The sequence below is a fragment of the Arthrobacter sp. AQ5-05 genome, assembly GCF_003287975.1.
In the GTDB taxonomy this organism is placed as follows: domain Bacteria; phylum Actinomycetota; class Actinomycetes; order Actinomycetales; family Micrococcaceae; genus Paeniglutamicibacter.
Window position 1 is genome coordinate 14,025 of record NZ_QMKQ01000035.1, and the last position, 20,998, is coordinate 35,022.

General features: G+C 65.4%; 23 protein-coding genes. 14 read left to right on the forward strand and 9 right to left on the reverse strand.

The features are described 5' to 3' along the window. The first annotated feature begins 36 nt into the window (after positions 1–36). The gene (locus DQ353_RS18885) at positions 37–1,266 is read left to right on the forward strand and encodes a pyridoxal phosphate-dependent aminotransferase (protein ID WP_113764735.1); all 1,230 of its coding nucleotides are present in this window, start codon (positions 37–39) and stop codon (positions 1,264–1,266) included. A 123-nt stretch (positions 1,267–1,389) separates the two neighbouring features. Continuing rightward, entirely contained in the window at positions 1,390–2,265 is an 876-nt protein-coding gene (locus DQ353_RS18890) for a PPK2 family polyphosphate kinase (RefSeq protein ID WP_113764736.1), read from the forward strand. 69 nt (positions 2,266–2,334) lie between these two features. On the opposite strand, the gene DQ353_RS18895 is transcribed toward DQ353_RS18890, so the two are convergent. Together DQ353_RS18895 and xseA are read right to left on the reverse strand one after the other, a co-directional pair. Further along, on the reverse strand, positions 2,335–2,571 hold the full coding sequence (locus DQ353_RS18895; protein ID WP_113764737.1) for an exodeoxyribonuclease VII small subunit: 237 nt from the start codon (positions 2,569–2,571) through the stop codon (positions 2,335–2,337). Continuing rightward, positions 2,568–3,839, reverse strand: a complete 1,272-nt coding sequence (xseA, locus tag DQ353_RS18900; RefSeq protein ID WP_113764738.1) for an exodeoxyribonuclease VII large subunit — start codon at positions 3,837–3,839, stop codon at positions 2,568–2,570. The genes DQ353_RS18895 and xseA overlap by 4 nt, the downstream gene beginning before the upstream one ends. 179 nt (positions 3,840–4,018) lie before the next feature. On the opposite strand from xseA, the gene DQ353_RS18905 reads away from it, so the two are divergent. Both DQ353_RS18905 and DQ353_RS18910 read left to right on the forward strand, forming a co-directional pair. Beyond that, positions 4,019–4,960: a hypothetical protein gene (locus tag DQ353_RS18905; RefSeq protein WP_113764739.1), complete on the forward strand. Its 942-nt coding sequence runs from the start codon at positions 4,019–4,021 to the stop codon at positions 4,958–4,960. A 54-nt stretch (positions 4,961–5,014) separates the two neighbouring features. Beyond that, positions 5,015–6,115 carry a 4-hydroxy-3-methylbut-2-enyl diphosphate reductase gene (locus DQ353_RS18910; protein ID WP_113764740.1) on the forward strand — a complete coding sequence of 367 codons (1,101 nt, stop codon included), beginning with the start codon at positions 5,015–5,017 and terminating at the stop codon, positions 6,113–6,115. 124 nt (positions 6,116–6,239) lie between these two features. Here DQ353_RS18910 and DQ353_RS18915 read toward each other — a convergent pair whose 3' ends face one another. Beyond that, positions 6,240–7,619 carry a DNA recombination protein RmuC gene (locus DQ353_RS18915; protein ID WP_113764741.1) on the reverse strand — a complete coding sequence of 460 codons (1,380 nt, stop codon included), beginning with the start codon at positions 7,617–7,619 and terminating at the stop codon, positions 6,240–6,242. Between the two features lie 54 nt (positions 7,620–7,673). On the opposite strand from DQ353_RS18915, the gene ychF reads away from it, so the two are divergent. The 3 genes from ychF (at position 7,674) to DQ353_RS21855 (ending at position 10,107) form a co-directional block, all read left to right on the forward strand. Continuing rightward, on the forward strand, positions 7,674–8,759 hold the full coding sequence (gene ychF / locus DQ353_RS18920) for a redox-regulated ATPase YchF (RefSeq protein ID WP_113764742.1): 1,086 nt from the start codon (positions 7,674–7,676) through the stop codon (positions 8,757–8,759). Positions 8,760–9,165: 406 nt separating this feature from the next. Beyond that, positions 9,166–9,606 (forward strand): YtoQ family protein, encoded by a 441-nt coding sequence (locus tag DQ353_RS18925; protein ID WP_113764743.1) that lies wholly within the window; start codon positions 9,166–9,168, stop codon positions 9,604–9,606. Between the two features lie 306 nt (positions 9,607–9,912). Beyond that, complete coding sequence (locus DQ353_RS21855; protein WP_181578502.1) at positions 9,913–10,107, forward strand: hypothetical protein; 195 nt, start codon at positions 9,913–9,915, stop codon at positions 10,105–10,107. Between the two features lie 82 nt (positions 10,108–10,189). Here DQ353_RS21855 and DQ353_RS18930 read toward each other — a convergent pair whose 3' ends face one another. The 4 genes from DQ353_RS18930 to DQ353_RS22050 form a co-directional block, all read right to left on the reverse strand. Beyond that, positions 10,190–10,957 carry an SCO1664 family protein gene (locus DQ353_RS18930; RefSeq protein ID WP_113764744.1) on the reverse strand — a complete coding sequence of 256 codons (768 nt, stop codon included), beginning with the start codon at positions 10,955–10,957 and terminating at the stop codon, positions 10,190–10,192. Continuing rightward, entirely contained in the window at positions 10,957–11,511 is a 555-nt protein-coding gene (locus DQ353_RS18935) for a DUF3090 domain-containing protein (RefSeq protein ID WP_113764745.1), read from the reverse strand. The genes DQ353_RS18930 and DQ353_RS18935 overlap by 1 nt, the downstream gene beginning before the upstream one ends. A gap of 24 nt (positions 11,512–11,535) precedes the next feature. Continuing rightward, complete coding sequence (locus DQ353_RS18940; RefSeq protein WP_113764746.1) at positions 11,536–12,228, reverse strand: histidine phosphatase family protein; 693 nt, start codon at positions 12,226–12,228, stop codon at positions 11,536–11,538. Positions 12,229–12,604: 376 nt separating this feature from the next. Beyond that, positions 12,605–12,928 carry a hypothetical protein gene (locus DQ353_RS22050; protein ID WP_220094068.1) on the reverse strand — a complete coding sequence of 108 codons (324 nt, stop codon included), beginning with the start codon at positions 12,926–12,928 and terminating at the stop codon, positions 12,605–12,607. Between DQ353_RS22050 and DQ353_RS18945 the strand changes: the two genes are divergently transcribed. The 4 genes from DQ353_RS18945 to DQ353_RS18960 all read left to right on the forward strand — a co-directional run bounded on the left by DQ353_RS18945 (position 12,927) and on the right by DQ353_RS18960 (position 17,249). Next, positions 12,927–13,433 (forward strand): dihydrofolate reductase family protein, encoded by a 507-nt coding sequence (locus DQ353_RS18945; RefSeq protein ID WP_113764755.1) that lies wholly within the window; start codon positions 12,927–12,929, stop codon positions 13,431–13,433. The two genes, DQ353_RS22050 and DQ353_RS18945, sit on opposite strands and share 2 nt — an antisense overlap. A gap of 444 nt (positions 13,434–13,877) precedes the next feature. Next, positions 13,878–14,543, forward strand: a complete 666-nt coding sequence (locus tag DQ353_RS18950) for a hypothetical protein (RefSeq protein ID WP_286166919.1) — start codon at positions 13,878–13,880, stop codon at positions 14,541–14,543. Positions 14,544–14,917: 374 nt separating this feature from the next. After that, positions 14,918–16,828 (forward strand): translational GTPase TypA, encoded by a 1,911-nt coding sequence (typA, locus tag DQ353_RS18955; protein WP_113764748.1) that lies wholly within the window; start codon positions 14,918–14,920, stop codon positions 16,826–16,828. Next, positions 16,809–17,249 carry a hypothetical protein gene (locus DQ353_RS18960; protein ID WP_113764749.1) on the forward strand — a complete coding sequence of 147 codons (441 nt, stop codon included), beginning with the start codon at positions 16,809–16,811 and terminating at the stop codon, positions 17,247–17,249. Before typA ends, DQ353_RS18960 begins: the two co-directional genes overlap by 20 nt. 102 nt (positions 17,250–17,351) lie before the next feature. On the opposite strand, the gene DQ353_RS18965 is transcribed toward DQ353_RS18960, so the two are convergent. Both DQ353_RS18965 and DQ353_RS18970 read right to left on the reverse strand, forming a co-directional pair. Continuing rightward, entirely contained in the window at positions 17,352–17,846 is a 495-nt protein-coding gene (locus DQ353_RS18965) for a helix-turn-helix domain-containing protein (protein ID WP_113764750.1), read from the reverse strand. Positions 17,847–17,950: 104 nt separating this feature from the next. Continuing rightward, positions 17,951–18,202, reverse strand: a complete 252-nt coding sequence (locus DQ353_RS18970; protein ID WP_113764751.1) for a putative acetyltransferase — start codon at positions 18,200–18,202, stop codon at positions 17,951–17,953. 279 nt (positions 18,203–18,481) lie between these two features. On the opposite strand from DQ353_RS18970, the gene fdxA reads away from it, so the two are divergent. From fdxA to DQ353_RS18985, 3 genes are all read left to right on the forward strand, one after another. Continuing rightward, positions 18,482–18,805: a ferredoxin gene (gene fdxA, locus DQ353_RS18975; protein WP_113764752.1), complete on the forward strand. Its 324-nt coding sequence runs from the start codon at positions 18,482–18,484 to the stop codon at positions 18,803–18,805. A gap of 11 nt (positions 18,806–18,816) precedes the next feature. After that, on the forward strand, positions 18,817–19,929 hold the full coding sequence (dapC, locus tag DQ353_RS18980) for a succinyldiaminopimelate transaminase (RefSeq protein WP_113764753.1): 1,113 nt from the start codon (positions 18,817–18,819) through the stop codon (positions 19,927–19,929). A 99-nt stretch (positions 19,930–20,028) separates the two neighbouring features. Continuing rightward, positions 20,029–20,998, forward strand: a 970-nt coding sequence (locus tag DQ353_RS18985) for a citrate/2-methylcitrate synthase (RefSeq protein ID WP_113764754.1), incomplete at its 3' end; no start/stop codon positions are given.

Here is a 20,998-nt window from a genome sequence, read left to right on the forward strand (position 1 = left end):
AGGCGCGCCCCCGGCCCCCAATGAGAAAGTAGTCCCATGGCAGAATTCAAGCAGTCCACGAAACTCCACAATGTGCTCTACGACATTCGCGGGCCGCTGCTGGAACACGCCCAGCGCATGGAGGCCGAGGGTCAGCGCATCCTCAAGCTGAACATCGGCAACCCCGCGCCCTTCGGCTTCGAGGCCCCGGACGCGATCCTCGTGGACATGATGCGCAACCTGCCCAATGCGCAGGGCTACTCGGACTCCCGCGGCATCTTCTCCGCGCGCACCGCCGTCTCGCAGTACTACCAGACCCGCGGCATCCAGACCATCGGCGTCGACGACGTCTACCTGGGCAACGGCGTCTCCGAGCTGATCACCCTGTCGCTGAATGCGCTGCTGAACAACGGCGACGAGGTGCTGATCCCGGCCCCGGACTACCCGCTGTGGACCGCCTCGGTCTCGCTGGCCGGCGGCACCCCGGTGCACTACCTCAACGTCGAGGAAGAGGGCTGGCTGCCGGACCTCGAGGACATGGAAGCCAAGATCACCTCCCGCACCAAGGGCATCGTGGTCATCAACCCCAACAACCCCACCGGCGCGGTGTACCCCGCCGAAACCCTCGAGGGCATCCTCGAGCTGGCCCGCAGGCACAAGCTGATCGTGTTCTCCGATGAGATCTACGAGAAGATCCTCTACGACGACGCGGTGCACATCAACACCGCGGCATTGGCCGACGACGTGCTGGTGCTGACCTTCTCCGGGCTGTCCAAGGCCTACCGGGTCTGCGGCTTCCGCTCCGGCTGGATGGCCATCTCCGGGCCCAAGCACCTGGCCCAGGACTACATCGAGGGCATCAACCTGCTGACCAACATGCGCCTGTGCGCCAACGTGCCGGGCCAGCACGCGATCCAGACCGCGTTGGGCGGCTACCAGTCGATCAACGACCTGATCCTGCCCGGCGGGCGGCTGAAGGAACAGCGCGACACCGCCTTCACGCTGCTCAACGAGATCCCGGGCGTCTCGGTGCAGCAGGCCAAGGGCGCGATGTACCTGTTCCCGAAGCTGGACCGGGAGATCTACCCGATCCACGACGACGAGCACTTCGCCCTGGAACTGCTCAAGCGGCAGAAGATGCTCATCACCCAGGGCACCGCGTTCAACTGGGTCGCCCCGGACCACTTCCGGCTGGTCACCCTGCCGGCGGTGCGCGACCTGCAGGACGCGATCGGGCGCATCGCCGAGTTCCTGGCGGAGCTTCGCGAGGGCAAGCTCAGCGTCTAGCAGCTGCCGGCCTTCGGAGGGGCGCGCCCTGTGCCACCATCGGGGTGTTGGGCGCAAAACGCGCACGGGGGTGTCGTACGCTGAAAATCAACCTGCCCCGACCCCCCCACGAAAGCGGTACGCATGTCGAAGCACACCAAGGACGCAGCCGGCCCTGTTCCCTTCAACCACCCCGCGCGCCAGGTGTTCGCCGCCTCTCCCGACGTGGTGCTGGCCGACATCGACCCGGAATCGACCCCGGGGTACGCGGGGGACAAGGCCTCCGGAACCGCGGACCTGGAGGCAATCGGCGAAGTGCTCAGCGAGCTGCAGGAGAAGTTCTTTGCCGCATCGCGCGCCGGGGCCCCGCACAGCATCCTGCTGGTGCTCCAGGGCATGGACACCTCGGGCAAGGGCGGCATCGTGCGCCACGTCATCGGTTCTGTGGATCCGCAGGGCGTCGTGCACCACGCCTTCAAGGCGCCCACCGGGCAGGAGCGGTCCCACGACTTCCTGTGGCGCATCGAACGCGAGCTGCCCGGTGCCGGGATGATCGGGGTCTTCGACCGCTCGCACTACGAGGACGTGCTGATCCACAAGGTCAGGGCCCTGTCCCCGGAGGCGGAGATCGAGCGGCGCTACGGCGCCATCAACGACTTCGAGGCCAACCTGGCCGCGGTGCACACCACCGTCATCAAGGTGATGCTGCACCTCTCGAAGGACGAGCAGCGCGAGCGCCTGGCCGAACGCCTCGAGCGGGCGGACAAGCACTGGAAGTTCAACCCCGGGGACATCGACGAGCGCGAGCTCTGGGACGACTACCAGCAGGCGTACCAGGTCGCGATCCGGCGCACGCACACCGAGGCGGCCCCGTGGTTCATCGTGCCGGCCAACAAGAAGTGGTACGCCCGCCTGGCCATCGCCTCGCTGCTGCGCGAGGCCCTGGAGGCCATCGACCCGCAGTGGCCGGCCGCGGACTTCGACGTTGCCGAGCAAAAGCGCCGGCTGGCCGCTTCCTAGCACCGCCCGTTTCCGGGCACGGGTGGCATCCCGGTGCCGGCACCGGATCTCCTCCGGCCCGGTGCCGGATCAGGACGCGGGAGCCGAAGGCCCGTTGGGCTCGCGGGCGGCATCCAGGCGCGCGGTGGCGCCCTGCAGCCAGGCCTCGCAGCGGGCGGCCAGCGCCTCGCCGCGCTCCCAGAGCCCCAGGGACTGCTCCAGCGTTGCGGCCCCGGCCTCGAGCTGGGCGACCACGGCCACCAGCTCCTCCCGGGCCTGCTCGTAGCTCAGCGTGGCGATGTCGGTGTTTGCTGCTTCGGTGTTCACGGCGTTCTTCCTTCTTCCGGGGATTGGCTGTTGGTGACGGTTGCGGCCAGGCGTCCGCGGGCCAGGCGCACCTGGATCCCGATGCCCGCCGGTGCATCCTCGGCGGAGCGGACGATGCCGCCGTCCTCGAGCTGCACCACCGCGTAGCCGCGGTCCAGGGTCTGCTGCGGGGAAAGCGCGCGCACCTGGGCGCGCAGGTGCCCGATGGAGTCGTGGCCGCGCGCCAGCGCCGCACGCATCGCCAGGGTGCTGCGTTGGCCCAGGCGCACCACATCGTCGCGGCGCCCCTCGACGATGGTCCACGGGTTGGCCAGCACCGGGCGGGCCCGCAGCGAGGCGATGCGCTGGGTCTCGCGCTCCACGTTCCCCCGCACGGCCCGATCCAGCCGGTTCCGCGCCTGCGCCAGGTTGGCCAGCTCCTCGGCGAGGTCCGGCACCACGCGCTTGGCGGCATCGGTGGGGGTGGAGGCGCGCACGTCGGCCACGTCGTCGAGGATCGGGCGGTCGGCCTCGTGCCCGATGGCGGAGATGACCGGGGTGGTGCAGGCTGCGACGGCGCGCACCAGGTCCTCGGAGCTGAACGGGAGCAGGTCCTCCAGTGCGCCGCCGCCGCGGGCGATGATGATCACATCGACGTCCGGGTTCGCATCGAGCTCGCGCAGCGCGGCGGTGACTTCGGCGACGGCGTTGACGCCCTGCACCGCGGTGTTGCGGATGTCGAAGGCGACCGCCGGCCAGCGCAGCGAGGCGTTGCGGACCACGTCCTTTTCCGCGTCCGAGTCCCGGCCGGTGATCAGCCCGATCCTGTTCGGCAGCAGCGGCAGCGGCAGCTTGCGTGCCGGGTCGAAGAGGCCCTCGTCGAACAAGGCCCGGCGCAGCCGCTCCAGGCGGGCCAGCAGGTCGCCCAGGCCCACCGGGCGCAGGTCGAAGGCGTTCAGGGAGAGCCGGCCGGTCTTGGCGTAGAAGCTGGGCTTGACCCGCGCCACCACCCGGGAACCGACCTCGGGGGCCGTGTCCAGCGAGCGCATCACCGAGGCCCACACCGTCACCGAGAACGAGTAGTCGACATCCACGTCACGCAGCGTGAGGTAGGCGTGCCCGTTGCGGATGTTGGCCTCCAGCAGCTGGCCCTCCACCCAGGACTCGGGGGAGTTCTCGATGTGCGCCTTGAGCTTCTCGCTGAGCACGCGCAGCGGCCAGGGGTTCTCCGGCGAGGTGGCCGCGGCGGTGCGCGGCAGCGAACCGTCTTGCTTCTGTGCTTGCTCCACGTGTGCTGGGCCTTCCTTGCTGCCGGGTCTGCATGGGCGGGTTGCCGGGCTGCCGGGATTTGCGGCGGCACCGGCTTTCGAAACCACGCCAACACCATTCAAGCAGTAACGTGGGACAAAACGCAGACGGCGGGGCAACACCGCCCCGCCCGGGGCCGACCACCAGGAGCGCCACAGCCATGCGAACCACCACCCGCAACATCACCGCGATCGCACTGATGGTCCTTGCCGTGCTGCTGGGATCCGGGGCAATGCTTGGCTCCGCCGCAGCCCGCCTGGCGGACAGGCCCGACCCCCTGCAGGGTATCCTTGGCCCGCTGGCCTCGGACCCCGAGCTGCGCCGGGTGCTGCCCGTCACGCTCGGCACCGAACTCGCGGCCCGCATCACCGCGGAAACGGCCGTCCCGCAGATCCTGGCCGGGCCGCTGGAAAACGCGATCGCCACCGCCAGCGGCGCCCTGCTCGAGGACCCGACCTTCCGGCCCGCGTGGGACGCGACCATCGAGTCGACCCGCGCCGACTTCACCGCACGGCTGCAGGCGGCGAAGGACCCCGGTGCGGGAAGCCACGTGGCAACCGAACAGGTCACCGTGCACCTGGACATCGCCCCGTTGCTGGGCTCCGGCTACAGAACCTTGCACGCGTCCCTGCAGGGCTCCGCCCTCGGTGCCGTGCTGCCCGAGGCGATCCCCGCCGCGCCGGTGGTCCTTGACACCGGGTGGCCGCGGGCGGACCAGCTGCCCACCGCAACCCTGAACAACTGGCTGTCGCTGGCACGCGGTTGGGCCTGGATGCTCGGCGGGGCGGTGCTGGCGGCGGCGTCCGGGATGCTGCTTGCCACCCGAAGCGGACGCCCCTGGGCACTGCTCGCCGGCGGGGCCGCGGCCCTGCTGCTGGGCACGGCCACCCGCCTATGGGTCGGGTCCCTGGGCTCCTCCGGCGCCGAGGACGGGACAGCCGGCCTGCAGTCCGTGGTCACAGACAGGCTCATGGCCGGGGTGGCGGGGGAGTTCGGTGCGGCCACCACGATCCTTTTCATCGGCGGCATCGTCGTCGTGCTCGGCGGCGCCGGATGGGCGTGGCCGGCTTCGCGCACTGCGAACGCCGGTCCGCGCGGCTAGGCCGGTGGCGGAAAGCCGCCCGCGGATTTTGTGTGCCATCGTAGACTTGGTTCCATGGCTACCAGTTCCACCGTTCAGGTCTCCCTTCCGATGCCCACCATCCCGCGCTCCCGTCGCTCCCCGGCAGAAATCGCCGCCGCGGCGCCCGTGAGCGGGGAACGCCACGTCCTGCTGGCCGCCCCGCGCGGCTACTGCGCAGGCGTCGACCGGGCCGTCATCGCGGTGGAAAAGGCGTTGGAGCACTACGGCGCTCCGGTGTACGTCCGCAAGCAGATCGTCCACAACCTCCACGTGGTCTCCACCCTCGAGGCACGCGGGGCGGTCTTCGTGGAGGAAAACGAGGAAGTCCCCGAGGGCGCCCTGGTCGTGTTCTCCGCCCACGGCGTCTCCCCGGCCGTCGTGCAGTCCGCCGCGGACCGCGGCCTGCGCACCATCGATGCCACCTGCCCGCTGGTGACCAAGGTCCACAAGGAAGCGGTGCGCTTCGCCAAGGAGGACTACGAGATCCTGCTGATCGGGCACGAAGGCCACGAAGAGGTCGAAGGCACCTACGGCGAGGCTCCGGACCACACGCAGATCGTGAACAACCCCGACGAGGCCGACACCATCGAGGTCACCAACCCCGACAAGCTCATCTGGCTCTCGCAGACCACCCTGTCGGTGGACGAGACCATGGAAACGGTCCGCCGCCTGCGCGCCCGCTTCCCGAAGCTGCAGGATCCGCCCAGCGACGACATCTGCTACGCGACCACCAACCGCCAGGATGCAATCAAGGCCATCGCCCCGAAGAGCGACCTGGTCATCGTGGTGGGTTCCTCGAACTCCTCGAACTCCGTGCGCCTGGTCGAGGTCGCACTGGAATACGGCGCGAAGGCCGCCTACCGCGTGGACTACGCCTCGGAGGTCGACGAGACCTGGTTCGAGGGCGTGGCCACCGTCGGGGTGACCTCCGGCGCCTCGGTGCCCGAGGTCCTGGTCCGCGACGTGCTCGCGCTGCTGGCCGACTACGGCTACGGCAGCGTCGAGGAAGTCACCACGGCGCAGGAAGACATCCTCTTCTCGCTGCCCAAGGAGATCCGCGCCAAGCTCAAGGAAGCCGGCGACGACTCCCGCGGACCCGGCGGACGCATCACCAAGTCAGACATCAGCAGCTAGGCACTTCCCGCGGGACCGGGCGGCTGCGGCGGCCCGGTCCCGTACTGCGGCGCACCCCGGCGGTGCCGAGCGAGGCACGTGGCGTGGAGCCCCACCACCGGGTGGGGCACCACGCCACGCCCGCTTAAGCGCTTGCCTGGCCCTTCTTGGCCTCGCGCCGCGTCAAGGGCAGCACCGGGCCATCGACGCGACCGTCGCCAGACCCGTCATCGGCACCATCGCCGGCCCCGTCGGCAAACACGTCGCCCGTCGCGTCCCTGGCCACATCCCCGGCCGGGTCCCGCCGGCCGCCGGTGTCCAGGTGCTCCAGGAACTCCCCGGCACCGAGCGCGCGCGGGGTCGCCTCGATGACCGGCAGCCCATGCAACTCGGCGGCCGGATCGTGTTCCGCACCAAGTCCCGGATCCAGGTCCCGGATGCGCCGGGCACTGGGCAGCACCCGTGATTCCAGGGTCCCGACGAACGCGTTGTATCTCTCCACGCTGCCCCGCAGCGAGGACCCCAGCTTGGCCACGTGCCCGCCCATGGTCCCGAGCCGCTCGTAGAGTTCGCGCGAGCGCACAAAGAGCTCGCGCGCGTTCTCGGTCAGCAGCTCCTGCCGCCAGGCGAACGCCAGTCCCTTGAGCATCGCCAGCAGCGTGGCGGGGGAGGCCAGTGCGACGTTCTTCCCGAAGGCGTGATCCAGCAGGGCCGGGTCCGCGGCCAGCGCATCGGCCAGGAACGACTCGGCCGGAAGGAAGCACACCACCAGCTCCGGGCTGCCCGCAACCGCATTCCAGTAGGACTTGGCGGCCAGCGCATCGACGTGCAGGCGCAGCGCCTTGGCGTGCTCCTTCATCAATTCCGCGGCCCGTGCCCGGGAGGGCGCATCGATGGATGCCGAAAGCTGCTGCGCCTTCAGGTAGGCCGCCAGCGGCACCTTCGCGTCCAACACGATCAGCTTGTTCCCGGGCAGCTTCACCACCATGTCCGGGCGCAGCCCCTCGGCGGTGCGCAGCTGCTCGGAAAAATCCACGTGCGCCAGCATGCCGGCGGCCTCCACGACGCGGCGCAATTGCGCCTCGCCCCAGGTGCCGCGGACGGCGTTGTTCCCCAGCGCGGCGGCCAGCGAGCCGGTGGTGCGCAACAGCTCGGCATCGTTGGCCGCGGCATGCACCAGCTGCTCGCTCAGCTGCCCGAACTGTTCGACGCGGTCCCGTTCCAGCACCGAGACCTGCGCCCTGACCTGGCGCAGCTGCTCTGCCACCGGTGCCAGGGCATGGAGCACGGACTGGTCCTCGCTGCCGCGCAGACGTTCCTCGGCGACACGGTCGCGCAATTCCACCACCTGCGCCTGCGCTCCGGCCAGCAGTTGCGCGGTCCGGGCCAGTTCGTCGCGTGCAGAGGCGGCGGCGGAAAGCGCCGCTGTACGTGGTTCCCGGTTCACGTGCCACCACGCCGCGACCCCCAAGACGAACCCAACAACCAGCGAGCAAAGGGCCGCCACCCAGACCAAAGCATCCATGGGCAAATCATCCCAGCAAGCACCGACGGTTTTTCCCCGGTAGACTCTATTCCCGTGGCTCTTACAATCGGAATCGTCGGACTGCCCAATGTCGGCAAGTCAACAATGTTCAATGCTCTTACCCGCGCGCAGGTTCTCGCGGCCAACTACCCGTTCGCGACCATCGAACCCAATGTGGGTGTCGTGCCGTTGCCCGATGCGCGCCTGAAGGTGCTCGCCGGAATCTTCGGTTCCGAGCGTATCCTGCCGGCAACCGTGTCCTTCGTGGACATCGCCGGCATCGTCAAGGGCGCCTCCGAGGGTGAAGGCCTGGGCAACAAGTTCCTGGCCAACATCCGCGAAGCCGAGGCCATCTGCCAGGTGACGCGCGTCTTCTCGGACCCCGACGTGATCCACGTCGACGGCAAGGTCGACCCGGCCTCGGACATCGAGACCATCGCCACCGAGCTGATCCTCGCGGACCTGCAGACCATCGAAAACCAGCTGCCGCGCCTGGACAAGGAGCTGCGGGCCAAGAAGATCGATGCGTCATACATCGAGACGATCAAGGCCGCGCAGAAGGTGCTGGAAAAGGGCGAGACGCTCTACGCAGCAGGCAAGGCAGCAGGCATCGACATCAACGAGCTGGCGCCGCTTCAGCTGATGACCACCAAGCCGTTCATCTACGTATTCAACACCGACGAAGAAGGCCTGGCCAACACCGAGATGCAGGCGGAACTTTCCGCCCTCGTCGCCCCGGCCGAAGCCATCTTCCTTGATGCCCAGTTCGAGTCCGAACTCTCCGAGCTGAGCGAAGAAGACGCAGCTGAGATGCTTGAGGACGCCGGCTACACCGAGTCGGGCCTGGACAAGCTGGCTCGCGTCGGCTTCTACACCCTGGGCCTGCAGACCTACCTGACGGCAGGCCCGAAGGAAACCCGCGCCTGGACCATCCCCAAGGGCGCCACCGCCCCGCAGGCCGCCGGCGTCATCCACACCGACTTCCAGCGCGGCTTCATCAAGGCCGAGGTCTTCGGGTTCGAGGAATTGGTTGAGGCCGGTTCGGTTTCCGCTGCCAAGGCCGCCGGCAAGGCGCGCATCGAAGGCAAGGAATACATCATGAAGGACGGCGACGTGGTGGAGTTCCGCTTCAATGTTTAGTTCTTGACGCATAGGCAAATGCCTCGACTTCTTTCAAAGAAGCCGAGGCATTTGCTTTTCTAGGACAACACGTTGAATGGATCGACGGACCAGGGTAGCGAGCCTTGTGGGTAACGCAGTGTCCAAGTGAATGCGCAATGGCGCGTTTCCTTCATGTGAAGAGAATCAAGTGCGGATGATCCTGAACTCGTCTGCTACCAGGCAGGGGCGCGATCCGATTCCTCTGATCCATCCGGGGAAGAACTGTTGGAAGATTTGCTCCCCCGGTTTCCCGGTTCAGCTCGCTCTTGCGCGGACTAAAGACAGAAGATGACGTGCTCGCAGTGATATTGCTGGCCCAACTACTTAGGATGGTGAGCTCAAGGACCAGCCGAGTCCGCCGTCTCAAATATAGGAGTCTTCAGCCATGAGTTTCTCTGTCTATCTTTCCGGCGAGATCCACACCGACTGGCGTGAAGAGATCCAGCGCGGTGCAGAAGCTGCCGGTCTGGACATAGTCTTTACCGCGCCGGTGACTGACCACCCCGCGAGCGACGCCGCCGGCGATCATCTGGGTGAGACTTCTAGCCAGTTCTGGCGTGATCACCAATCCTCCAAGGTCAATGCGATTCGCACACGCACCCTGATCGAAAAGAGTGATTTCGTGGTGGTGCGATTCGGGGACAAGTACAAGCAGTGGAATGCAGCCTTCGATGCCGGCTACTGCGCCGCCTTGGGTAAACCCTATGTGACTCTTCACGATGAGGGCCTTGTCCATCCGCTCAAGGAAGTGGACGCCCAAGCCCAGGCTTGGTGTAAGACCACCGACCAGGTAGTAGGGATATTGCGTTACGTTCTCAAAGCGTGAGTATTCCGAATTCAGCCGTCGCAGGCAAGCTTGATTGCCGGCGACAGCCAAAATTCGGTTGAAGTAGCTGCGGTTCTCGGAGTTCTACGTGCGCTGAGGTGAAGGCTAGGGGTTCGTACCAACTGCGATCACCACCCGGGAGTGGTCCGGCATCCAGAGACCATGGTGAACAATGTTGCGGCGATAGCGACAACTGTCCGGTACAGCTCTGGAGGGACGCGACTTCCGTCGGACGCGAGGAATAAGTCCTGCCGAGTGGTGGCGTGCAGATCTACGCGTCGTCGAGACCACGGAGGAGTGCGGGAAATGCAGGCGATGCGTCAGCGTATTCGCCTGATCTTATCCAGTGGCTCCCTCAAAACGGGAGAAATATTTCGGAGGATTGCTGGCCGCGAAACACGATCGAGTTTCGCCCTACAGGCAACTGCTGGCGTGATTGGCACCGAACTCCGTTTGCCGGAAGCCAACCTCTGGAAGAAACAAGGCACCTGCTTACCTTGATGGGGGGCCCGCTCTGCGGGCGCGTCCTCTTAGGAAACCCCACAACGCGATACCGACGGCGAAGCCAGCAAACGTATTTCCCTTAGAACAGCGGCCAGGGCACCGCCGGCATCTCACCGCTCGGAGCCGGAAACCGCCCTGCCAAGCGCAACCGGGCGCAGCGCGCGGCGAGCGCTGTGATTTCTTCGGCGCTGAGCAAGCGCGCCAGGTTTCGGCCCAGCTCACCATGCAGTCCTTCGCTGACACGATCTATGCCGTCTTCTTCATCGGCGGTCAGGGTGTCTCCACGCCATCCCCACAGCACCGTGCGCAGCTTGTGGTCACGGTGAAAGGTGAGCCCGTGGTCCACGCCGTGCCGGTGTCCGTCAGCCATGGCAAGGATGTGGTCGCCTTTGCGGTCGGCGTTGTTGACGATGACGTCGAACACCGCCATGCGCCTGAGCGCCGGCGAGTCTTCGTGGACGAGGGCGACCATCCGTCCGTTCTCATCCCGTCCCTGGAGAACGTGTTTCCAGCCCGTCTCCGGCACGTGGTCCGCCGCGATCAGGTTCACCGCGTCTTGGGCGGGATCCTGCTCCTGCCAGAGCTGCACCATTCCTTCGCCCATCGGACCATCGCGCAGCCAGGTGTGGGGCACGACGCCCCAGCCGGAGGCCTGCGAGACCAGGTAGGCGGCCACCTCCCGGTGGGCCAGCGTTCCCTGGGGAAAGTCCCACAGGGGACTTTCCCCGGCTATCGGCTTATAGACGACCACCATGTCGCCGATGCTGCCAAGAAATGTGGCGTTTGAAGCCGTCGTGATACGGCCGGTGAGGCTCAGCTCGGCGGCCATTAGGTCAGGCGTTGGCATCAGACCTCGGGAGGGGTGCAGATGTGTCCGTCGGCGTCCATGGGATAACCGCACAGCGGGCACGTCGGACGCCCGGCACCCACGATCTCGCGGCTGCGCATGGCGAATGCGCGGGCGGTGCCGACCGGCATTCGAACGCGCAGCATTTCGGGCTCGTGAGCCGCGTCCTCATGAAGCGATTCGTCGTGGTCATCACCATCGATATCGGTGATGGGGTGGGCTTCAATGACGATCTGGGCGGTGGTTGGGTCCCACCCCAAGCTCATGGCCCCGGTGCGAAACTGCTCCTGGACGGCCTCGAGCGGCTCATTGTCGACAAGTTCAATGGGAGTACCCGTGGGAATGCTGAAGGGGTTGCCCTTGACAGCGATGAGCTGGTCGAGAATTTCGTCGATCTTCTCCGCGAGCAGGGCCGATTGCTGCTTCTCCATGGCAATACTCACGACTTGCTTCCCTGCGCGCACCTGCAGGTAGAACGTGCGCGCCCCCGGGAGGCCAACGGTGCCAATGACGACCCGATCAGGCCAGGAAAACTCGTGAACACGTGTAGGCATGTCAGTATTCTAGGCCCATGAGCTTCATGGCGCCTTTTGACCCGCACCGCCGCCCACCGGCGCATCGCCGGAGTGGATGCCGTTCGACAACCACGACAGATCGCCTGCATCGGTGTTGGTCGCGTAGACGCTTGGCCGACTAGCGCCGTAGCGCACGATCGATATGGAGGCGGGGCCCACGTTGATGCGCTGGAACAGGTCAAGGTGCATGCCGAGCGCGTCGGCGAGGATTGACTTGATGATGTCACCGTGACTCACTGCCGCCCACACGGCCCCTGGCCCGTGCTCGGATTCGAATGCTGCATCGTGGCGTCGAATTGCTGCCACTGAACGAGCCTGCATCGCGGCCAGGGATTCACCACCCGGAAAGACAGCGGCGGAAGGGTGCGACTGGACAACCGGCCACAAATCCTCGGTCGTGAGATCACTGAGCAGGCGGCCCTGCCACTGGCCGTAATCGCACTCGGTGAGATCGAGGTCAACCGGAGCGTACGGCATGCCCGTCTGGCGATCCAGGATGAACTGGGCGGTCTGCTGACAACGCTCAAGAGGGCTCGACACCACCCCGACCAAAGGCACGGGCGCGAGCCGGTCGCCGGCCATGGCCGCCTGGTCCCGCCCGATCTGGTCCAGGCTGACGCCGGCTGCCCGACCGGCCAGCAGTCCAGTGGCATTTGCTGTGGAGCGGCCGTGCCGCACGAGAATAACTGTCGCCATCCACCCAGCCTAATCACCCGCCGTCGACGAACCCAGCCCAGAAGCCGATTGCCACCAACCCGATGGCCAAACAGAGCCAACCGTTTCAGGTGCAGCCCCGTGCTCTCGTCCCGCGTTCGCGCGTCCTGCGCCCAGGTATCTCGTGACCACGGGATCCGAGTCGAGCTCCGTCTCATGCCCAAGATGCTCGTCCGACAGGGAATGAACATGCTGATTGGTCTGTGGCGAAGCTTGGACCTTGAAGGCAGCCCAGCCAGCTAACTCGGCTCCTGCAAAACGCTCCTCGGATCACCATCGGAGGGGCGTTTTCCTATATCCCGACCTTGAGCCTGGGATGCCCAGGGATGTCGCGGTTGGACAAGTGGGCCCATCGAGATCACTTCGCTCGATGAAATTGAGGATCCAGCTGGAGCGGTCGAGCTTCTGGTTGTGATTGCACCATCCATTCGCTGCAGCTTGCCGCAATTGGTCCGGAATTCCGGTTCAACATGCAAATGGCCATGAGAGGGGAAACACCGACTCGCGGACCGCTGCGGAAGACCACATCAACCTTTGCCTCCCGGTAACGATCTGAAATGGTCCTGGCCACGTGACCTCCAAAACGATTGCGGTTGGAAATCACGTGACGCTCGAAGAGCCGATCGGCGGAGCCAAGGACCTTTTCGACAAGTTCGACGGACGGGTCATTCATGGCGTTCATGGCACCGACGACCCCCGTGACCGTGGACCGGGCCATGTTCAGCATGTGGGGCCAGGGTATCGGGGCGGAGATCATGGGCCGCCTCAAGTTCGGTCCGCAGTCCGGCGAATGGCCGGACGACGGCTGGGAAGGATGGTGGGGAGACGAACCGCCCTTCCTCACTCCGGTGTTCATCCTGACCCGCTATCCCCGCAAGACACTCGCGTTCGCGAACGGCACCAGCTTCCACTTTGTGGATGCGTCGCCAGAGCAGGCGCTTAGCCTGGCGCATGATGCTGCCGGCGGGTTGGATGTTCGGATCGGCGGCGGGCCCTCGACCGTGCGTGAATTCCTCCGGGCCGATCTCATCGATTTCCTTCACATCGTGATCGTTCCGATCGTGCTCGGCTCCGGAGTTCGGATCTGGGATCACCTTGCCGGCTTGGAAGACCGGTTCAGCGTGGAGTCCATCAGCAGATCCGGTGGACTGACGCATCAGCTGTGGAACAGGAATGGCCGCGTGTGAAGGCCCCGATCGTGACCAAGAGGGTGACATGTACCGGAAAACGGTGGAGTTCGGTTTCAACCTCTAGTCTTCTTGGCGTCCTGCATGCTCCGATGGAACGCTCTGCCGCACATGGCAGGGCGTTCCATTGTTGCCTGTGCTCCAAGACCTGGCCCGGAGATGTCGGGATGCGCCGTGGCTTGTTCCCGGTGGTCGATTGCGGCCAGCATGTGTGCTGGATACGTCAACACAGTCCGCCCCGGCTGCCTGCTGTTCAAGCTCCCGCCTCGGCATGTGGCAATCCGCTTGCGCCCGATCGGACCGCTGTTCGGGGCCTGCCGATTTCACGTTGGGGCATCGCCTGCGCCATTTGACGTACCTGCGTCGCCGCTGTGAGGATCGGGGGATGAAGAAGCGGATCCGCGCGGCGGCTGGATGAGCCTTTACTCCTTCCACCTCGCACACATGCCTCTGCCCAGCGCAATCGGTGGGCTCCTGCGGCCGCCCAAGGCCCCTGGCCTGCGCCACATCGAAGTGCTGGCCGGGATGCAGCTGGGAGCGGCCGTGATCTCGCCGCACCGGATGCAATTGCGCCGCATGGCGGTGTTCGCGCAATGGGAGGACGAGGCAGCCCTCGTTGACTTTCTTGCCCAGCACCCGTTCGGCCGGACACTGAATGAGGGCTGGCACGCCAGGCTCGAGTTCGTGCGCCGTTGGGGTGAAGTGCGAGAGCTGGCTCCGTTGCCGGATGCGGCAGGCCGCCTGGAAATGGATGATCCGGTGGTTGCCGTGACACTGGCCCGCATGCGCCTGCCCGAGCTGCCACGGTTTATCCGTTGGGGCCGCCCCGTCGAGCGCCAGATTCGCGACCATTCCGAAGCGACACTCGCGATGGCTGCCATTCGATTGCCGCGGACCGTTTCGACGTTTTCGATCTGGACCAGCACCCGGGCGATGACGGGGATGGTTTTTGGCCGCGATGATGGCGGGACCGCCCTCCGCCATGCCGAAGCGATGACTGAACGCGAGCGCCGGGATTTCCACCGTGAATTTACGACGCTGCGCTTCAAGCCGCTGTCCGAGCACGGCTCCTGGGAAGGCCGAGCCAACTACGTTCCGTGGCCCGAGTAGATCCAGCCGCCCCCGGTTCGCCTGCACCAGCGGCGGAATCCGAAGATGACTGATCGTTCCCGGGCCCAGGCAGCGGTTCCGAGCAAGCAGCAGTTGATTTCTGCACGTTCAGCGGGAAGATGGAGGCGGTTGCGGGTTTCCCGCAGCCGCCCTTGTCCGTCGGTTCGGACCACTCCTGGCCGCCCCGGCATCGTGGCCGTGGACGAAATATTCCCGGTATGACGGCGCATAGCACCCCTTGGCGCAAATTTTTTCGCGTGAGATAAGGCACGTTTTACACCAGATTTCCCATTGGGACTAGAATGGTTAATTGGGTCAGTCGTGGCCCCGATCCCCGAGACCCAAAATTCTCTAGAAGAAGTGAGCCTTTTCGCATGTCAGATACCACCACCATTCGTCGTGAAGACCTGCGCAACGTTGCCATCGTTGCCCACGTCGACCACGGCAAGACCACCATGGTCAACGCAATGCTCCAGCAGACCGGTGCATTCGACAGCCACGGTGAAACCGAAGACCGCGTGATGGACTCTGGCGAGCTGGAACGCGAAAAGGGCATCACCATCCTGGCCAAGAACACCACCGTGTTCTACAACGGCCCGGCTGCCAACGGCCACAACATGACCATGAACATCATCGACACCCCGGGCCACGCCGACTTCGGTGGCGAGGTCGAGCGCGGCCTGTCCATGGTCGACGGCGTCGTGCTGCTCGTGGATGCCTCTGAAGGTCCGTTGCCGCAGACCCGCTTCGTGCTGCGCAAGGCGCTTGTCGCCGACCTGCCGGTCATCATCGTGGTCAACAAGACCGACCGCCCCGACGCCCGCATCGACGGCGTTATCTCCGACTCCATGGACCTGCTCCTGGGCCTGGCCTCGGACCTGGCCGATGAGGCGCCGGACCTGGACCTGGACAAGATCCTGAACGTCCCGATCGTCTTCGCCTCGGGCAAGGCCGGCTACGCCTCGGTCAACCAGCCCGCAGACGGCACCCTGCCGGACAACGAGGACCTCGAGCCGCTGTTCGAGACCATCATCAAGCACGTCCCGGCCCCGTCGTACACCGAAGGCGAAGTCCTTCAGGCACACGTCACCAACCTTGACGCCTCCCCGTTCCTGGGTCGCTTGGCCCTGCTGCGTATCTTCAACGGCACCCTGCGCAAGGGCCAGCAGGTTGCCTGGGCCCGCCAGAACGGCGAGCTCAAGACCGTAAAGATCACCGAACTGCTGGCCACCAAGGGCCTGACCCGCGTTCCGGCCGAGTCCGCTGGACCGGGCGAGATCGTTGCAGTTGCAGGTATCGAAGACATCATGATCGGCGAGACCCTCACCGACATCGACAACCCGAAGCCGCTTCCGCTGATCACCGTTGACCCGCCGGCCATCTCGATGACCATTGGTATCAACACCTCGCCGCTGGCCGGCAAGGTCAAGGGCGCCAAGGTCACCGCACGCCAGGTCAAGGATCGTCTGGATCGCGAATTGATCGGTAACGTTTCGCTGAACATCCTGCCGACCGAGCGTCCGGATGCCTGGGAAGTTCAGGGTCGTGGCGAATTGGCCTTGGCCATCCTCGTTGAGCAGATGCGTCGCGAAGGCTTCGAACTGACCGTCGGCAAGCCGCAGGTTGTTACCAAGCAGATCGACGGCAAGCTGCACGAGCCGATGGAGCACATGACCATCGACGTACCCGAGGAATACCTCGGTGCCGTGACCCAGCTGATGGCAGCCCGCAAGGGCCGCATGACCAATATGGCCAACCACGGTACCGGCTGGTGCCGCATGGAATTCATGGTTCCGGCACGTGGCCTGATCGGCTTCCGCACCCGCTTCCTCACCGACACCCGCGGTGCAGGCATTGCCGCTTCGTTGGCCGAGGGCTACGAGCCATGGGCCGGTCCGATCGAATACCGAACCAACGGTTCGATCGTGGCCGACCGCTCCGGCGTCGTCACCCCGTTCGCAATGATCAAGCTCCAGGAGCGCATGTCCTTCTTCGTGGCACCGACCTCCGAGGTGTACGAGGGCATGATCGTCGGCGAGAACTCACGCGCCGACGACATGGACGTGAACATCACCAGGGAAAAGCAGCTCACCAACATGCGTGCAGCTTCCTCGGACACCTTCGAGAACATGACCCCGCCGCGCAACCTGACCCTCGAGGAGTCACTCGAATTCGCCCGTGAGGACGAATGCGTTGAGGTTACCCCGGAGGCGATCCGTATCCGCAAGCTCATCCTGAACGCCGGCGACCGCGCCAAGTCCCACCGTGCCCGGGCCAAGGCCTAACAAGGCCCAAGGCGCCGGCGCCTCGGCAATCGGCAGCGTCCTGGTCGCCTTGGCGGCCGGGGCGCTGGCCGCGGTGGTCGGCACGGTCCTGCATGCCTCGCTGGGCTATGTCGGCGATGTCCCGGTGCCGTGGGGTGCCGCCCTGGCCTTGCTCCTGACCGGGACCCTGACCTACTGGGTCGGCCTGGTTCGGGGAAAGCTGTGGGTCAGCGCACTGACCGGGCTGGCGACGTATGTGTTTGTCGCGTTGATCTCAACCGACCAGCACAACCAGATGATCGTCTCGACCCAGTTCTTCAAGATGTTGCCCGGCCCGGCATTGGCCGGCGGCATCTGGGTTTACGGCATCATCGTCCCGGTCGTTGTGGCGATCCTGCTGGTCTCCAAGCAGTTGCGCCTTCTGGCACGATCCAGGCGCTGAATCGTCGGCTGGCCCGAACAACGCAGGAACCGGACATTGAATAAACAGCTTGGCCCCCGCAAGGACTCTTGCGGGGGCCAAGCTGTTTTGTTTATGGGACGGCTACGCCGACTTCAGGTCCAGGTGGTGGGCCAGGAAGAGCGAGGTTGCCACCCCGTCGGGCGCGGCGTCGCGCATGGCGTAGTCCTCGATGACCGCGTGGATGCGCGCCATCATTTCCTTCTGCGTTCCTTCGCTGAGCTTCAGCCCAACCCGCATGACCTGGATCTCCTGCGGGGCCAGGCCATCGATTTCCTGCAGGAACGTGTCCACCAGCAGGGGTGCTGCATCGGGCAGCTTGGTGCCCCAAGAGAGCTTGGTGCTGCGGTATGGCACTTCCTTGGCCCCGCGGTTTCCCCGGCGGGTTTCCTCGGCCGCGAGGAACCCGTTGGAGAGCAGCGTGCGCACATGGTGGAGCGATGTTGCCGGATTGATCTCCAGCAGGTCCGCTATTTCCTTGTTGGTACGAGATTCGTGCAAGCAAAGTCGCAAAATGCGTAGACGGAGCGGGGAGCTCAACGCCCGTGCACGGGCCTGTACCTCTTCATCTGTGGCCATGGAATCAGCATACGGGAAAATCCGCCACTGATTGAATCATTCAAATCACATGTCCGGGGACTCCCGGTTCGCCGAGTTGGAGGGCCTGTGTGCAGTTTGCCGGCTCAGTTGCCGGGTGCGGCGCGCTTGTGCACCGGGGGCGGAGGAACCCGCTTGGCATGGGTGATGGCCGCCCGGCTGACCTGCACCTCCCCGGTACGGGTCTGCACCGTCACGGAGTGCTCGTCGATCGTCAGCAGGTATCCCAGCGCGTCGCTCATCCGTTCGCCGGCCTGCCCCTGCTCATCGGGGGAGAGGCGATAGCGAAGGACCACGCGGGTGCCGGGGTCCAGGGAATCCAAGAAGTCCGTGCTCATGAACCAATCCTAGGTCCTGGGTCGCGGCACCAGCAGGTGACGCATTTCGTAAGATTTCCGGTGCGACGGGTTCCCGCGGGTTCTGGATGCGACGCGGGACGTAAGAATTCGCCGGGAGGGGAGCCGCTGCGGCCCGGACTGTGACGTAGAACGTAAGAATTCTCGGGCGGGGGAGCTGCTGCGGCATTCGGGGCAGGTCGGGACTAAGCTTGAGTCATGCATGTCTAGCAGCATGCAAATCACCGAACATTTCCGTAGTGAAGGAAGGCCCCGGGTACCGTGACCTACATCATCGCCCAGCCGTGCGTCGACGTCAAAGACAAGGCGTGCATCGAGGAATGCCCCGTGGATTGCATCTACGAAGGCGAACGCTCGCTGTACATCCACCCCGACGAATGCGTTGACTGCGGCGCCTGCGAACCGGTGTGCCCGGTCGAAGCCATCTACTACGAGGATGACGTCCCGGACCAGTGGGCGGAGTACTACAAGGCAAACGTCGAGTTCTTCGACGAGGTCGGTTCCCCCGGCGGAGCCGCGAAGCTCGGCAACATGGGCATCGACCACCCGATCATTTCCGCGCTTCCGCCGCAGGCCCAAGGCTGATCCGCGACACCATGCTGACGCTCCCTGACTACCCGTGGAACGCCCTTGCCCCCTATCTGGCACGTGCCGCCGAGCATGAAGGAGGGGCGGTGAACCTGTCCATCGGCACGCCGGTGGATCCCACCCCCGAGATCATCATGCGTGCCCTGCGCGAGGGCGCGAACGCCCCGGGATATCCCACCACCCACGGCACGCCCGCGGTGCGTGAAGCCATCGTGAACTGGTTCGCGCGCCGGCGCGACGTGCACGGCCTGTCGAGCGACGATGTCATGCCGACGGTCGGCTCCAAGGAGCTGGTGGCCTGGCTGCCGCTGCTGCTGGGCCTGGGCGCCGGCGACCTGGTGGTCCGTCCGCGCGTCGCGTACCCCACCTACGACATCGGCGCGCAACTGGCCGGTGCGGACTCGATCGCCGCCGACTCGCTGGCTTCGCTCTCCGATACGGACCGTGCACGGGTCAAGCTGGTCTGGGTCAACTCGCCCGGCAACCCCACGGGCATCATCCGCGGGGCCGAGGACCTCAAGGCACTGGTCGATGACGCGCGTTCGCTGGGTGCCGTGGTGGCATCCGACGAATGCTATGCGGAGCTCGGTTGGGGCGAACACGAGGCAGGGGTGCCCAGCATCCTTCACGAGTCGGTCAGCGGCTTGGACCACAGCGATCTCCTGGCGGTGTACTCGCTGTCCAAGCAGTCGAACCTTGCCGGATACCGTGCAGCCTTCGTGGCGGGGGCGCCGAACCTGATGCCCGCACTGATCAACAACCGCAAGCATGCCGGGATGATCGTTCCGGCCCCGGTGCAGTCCGCCATGGTTGCCGCCCTGAACGACGACGAACACGTCAAGGCCCAAAAGAACATATACCGGGCACGTCGCGAGGCGCTGGTTCCGGCGCTCAACGCCTTCGGGCTGCGGATCGAGGATTCGGTGGGCGGACTGTACCTGTGGTGCACCGCCGACGAGGACTGCTGGAAGACCATTGGCCGGCTCGCCGAGCTGGGCATCGTCGCGGGCCCGGGGGCCTTCTACGGAACGGCCGGAGAGGGGTTTGTGCGCATTGCGCTGACAGAGAGCGACGAGCGGATTGCCAGCGCCGTCGAGCGGCTTAATGCGGCATCCCGATAGACAAACGTGACCAACGATTGGTGTCAAGAGCCTACTAAAAGGTAGCGTGACAGTGATTACTGACCATCGGACTCATCTGCATTCCGGTTAGGAGAGACAATGACGGAAAACAATTCTGCTCAGCTCAGCTTTGGCGGCAACAGCATCGAACTACCTGTTGTGCCCGCGGTAGAAGGCAACAACGGCTTTAACATCGCGCCGCTCTTGAAGGCGACAGGTGGCGTGACGTACGACCCCGGCTTCATGAACACCGCTGCGACCAAGTCCGCTATCACTTTCATCGACGGCGACGCGGGCATCCTGCGCTACCGCGGATACCCCATCGAGCAGCTGGCCGAGAAGTCCAGCTTCCTCGAGACCAGCTACCTGCTGATCTACGGCAACCTTCCCTCGGCCACCGAGCTGGAGGCCTTCGACCAGAAGATCCGCCGCCACACGCTGCTGCACGAGGAGCTCAAGGGCTTCTTCGGCGGCTTCCCCCGCGACGCGCACCCGATGCCGGTGCTTTCCTCGGCCGTGACGGCCCTGTCGACCTGGTACCAGGACTCGCTGGATCCGTTCGACGAGGAGCAGGTCGAACTCTCGACCATCCGCCTGCTGGCCAAGATGCCGGTGCTTGCCGCCTACGCCCACAAGAAGTCCATCGGCCAGGCCTTGCTGTACCCGGACAACTCGATGAACCTGGTCGAGAACTTCATGCGTTTGAGCTTCGGCCTTGCCGCCGAGCCGTACGAAATGGATCCGGTCATCGTCAAGGCCCTGGACCAGCTGCTGATCCTGCACGCCGACCACGAGCAGAACTGCTCCACCTCCACGGTGCGCCTGGTGGGTTCGTCCAACGCCAACATGTTTGCCTCGGTCTCCGCGGGCATCAACGCGCTTTCCGGCCCCGCCCACGGCGGCGCCAACGAAGCGGTGCTGAAGATGCTGCGCGAGATCCAGTCCGAGGGCCTGAAGCCCGCGGACTTCATGGAGAAGGTCAAGAACAAGGAAGACGGCGTCCGCCTCATGGGCTTCGGGCACCGCGTCTACAAGAACTACGACCCGCGCGCCAAGATCATCAAGTCGA

Coding starts and splice junctions, on each gene's coding strand:
- DQ353_RS18885 (WP_113764735.1), top strand. CDS start 37: ATGGCAGAATTCAAGCAGTCCACGAAACTCCACAATGTGCTCTACGAC.
- DQ353_RS18890 (WP_113764736.1), top strand. CDS start 1,390: ATGTCGAAGCACACCAAGGACGCAGCCGGCCCTGTTCCCTTCAACCAC.
- DQ353_RS18905 (WP_113764739.1), top strand. CDS start 4,019: ATGCGAACCACCACCCGCAACATCACCGCGATCGCACTGATGGTCCTT.
- DQ353_RS18910 (WP_113764740.1), top strand. CDS start 5,015: ATGGCTACCAGTTCCACCGTTCAGGTCTCCCTTCCGATGCCCACCATC.
- DQ353_RS18915 (WP_113764741.1), bottom strand. CDS start 7,619: ATGGATGCTTTGGTCTGGGTGGCGGCCCTTTGCTCGCTGGTTGTTGGG.
- DQ353_RS18925 (WP_113764743.1), top strand. CDS start 9,166: ATGAGTTTCTCTGTCTATCTTTCCGGCGAGATCCACACCGACTGGCGT.
- DQ353_RS21855 (WP_181578502.1), top strand. CDS start 9,913: ATGCAGGCGATGCGTCAGCGTATTCGCCTGATCTTATCCAGTGGCTCC.
- DQ353_RS18930 (WP_113764744.1), bottom strand. CDS start 10,957: ATGCCAACGCCTGACCTAATGGCCGCCGAGCTGAGCCTCACCGGCCGT.
- DQ353_RS18935 (WP_113764745.1), bottom strand. CDS start 11,511: ATGCCTACACGTGTTCACGAGTTTTCCTGGCCTGATCGGGTCGTCATT.
- DQ353_RS18940 (WP_113764746.1), bottom strand. CDS start 12,228: ATGGCGACAGTTATTCTCGTGCGGCACGGCCGCTCCACAGCAAATGCC.
- DQ353_RS18945 (WP_113764755.1), top strand. CDS start 12,927: ATGGCACCGACGACCCCCGTGACCGTGGACCGGGCCATGTTCAGCATG.
- DQ353_RS22050 (WP_220094068.1), bottom strand. CDS start 12,928: ATGAACGCCATGAATGACCCGTCCGTCGAACTTGTCGAAAAGGTCCTT.
- DQ353_RS18950 (WP_286166919.1), top strand. CDS start 13,878: ATGCCTCTGCCCAGCGCAATCGGTGGGCTCCTGCGGCCGCCCAAGGCC.
- typA (WP_113764748.1), top strand. CDS start 14,918: ATGTCAGATACCACCACCATTCGTCGTGAAGACCTGCGCAACGTTGCC.
- DQ353_RS18965 (WP_113764750.1), bottom strand. CDS start 17,846: ATGGCCACAGATGAAGAGGTACAGGCCCGTGCACGGGCGTTGAGCTCC.
- DQ353_RS18970 (WP_113764751.1), bottom strand. CDS start 18,202: ATGAGCACGGACTTCTTGGATTCCCTGGACCCCGGCACCCGCGTGGTC.
- dapC (WP_113764753.1), top strand. CDS start 18,817: ATGCTGACGCTCCCTGACTACCCGTGGAACGCCCTTGCCCCCTATCTG.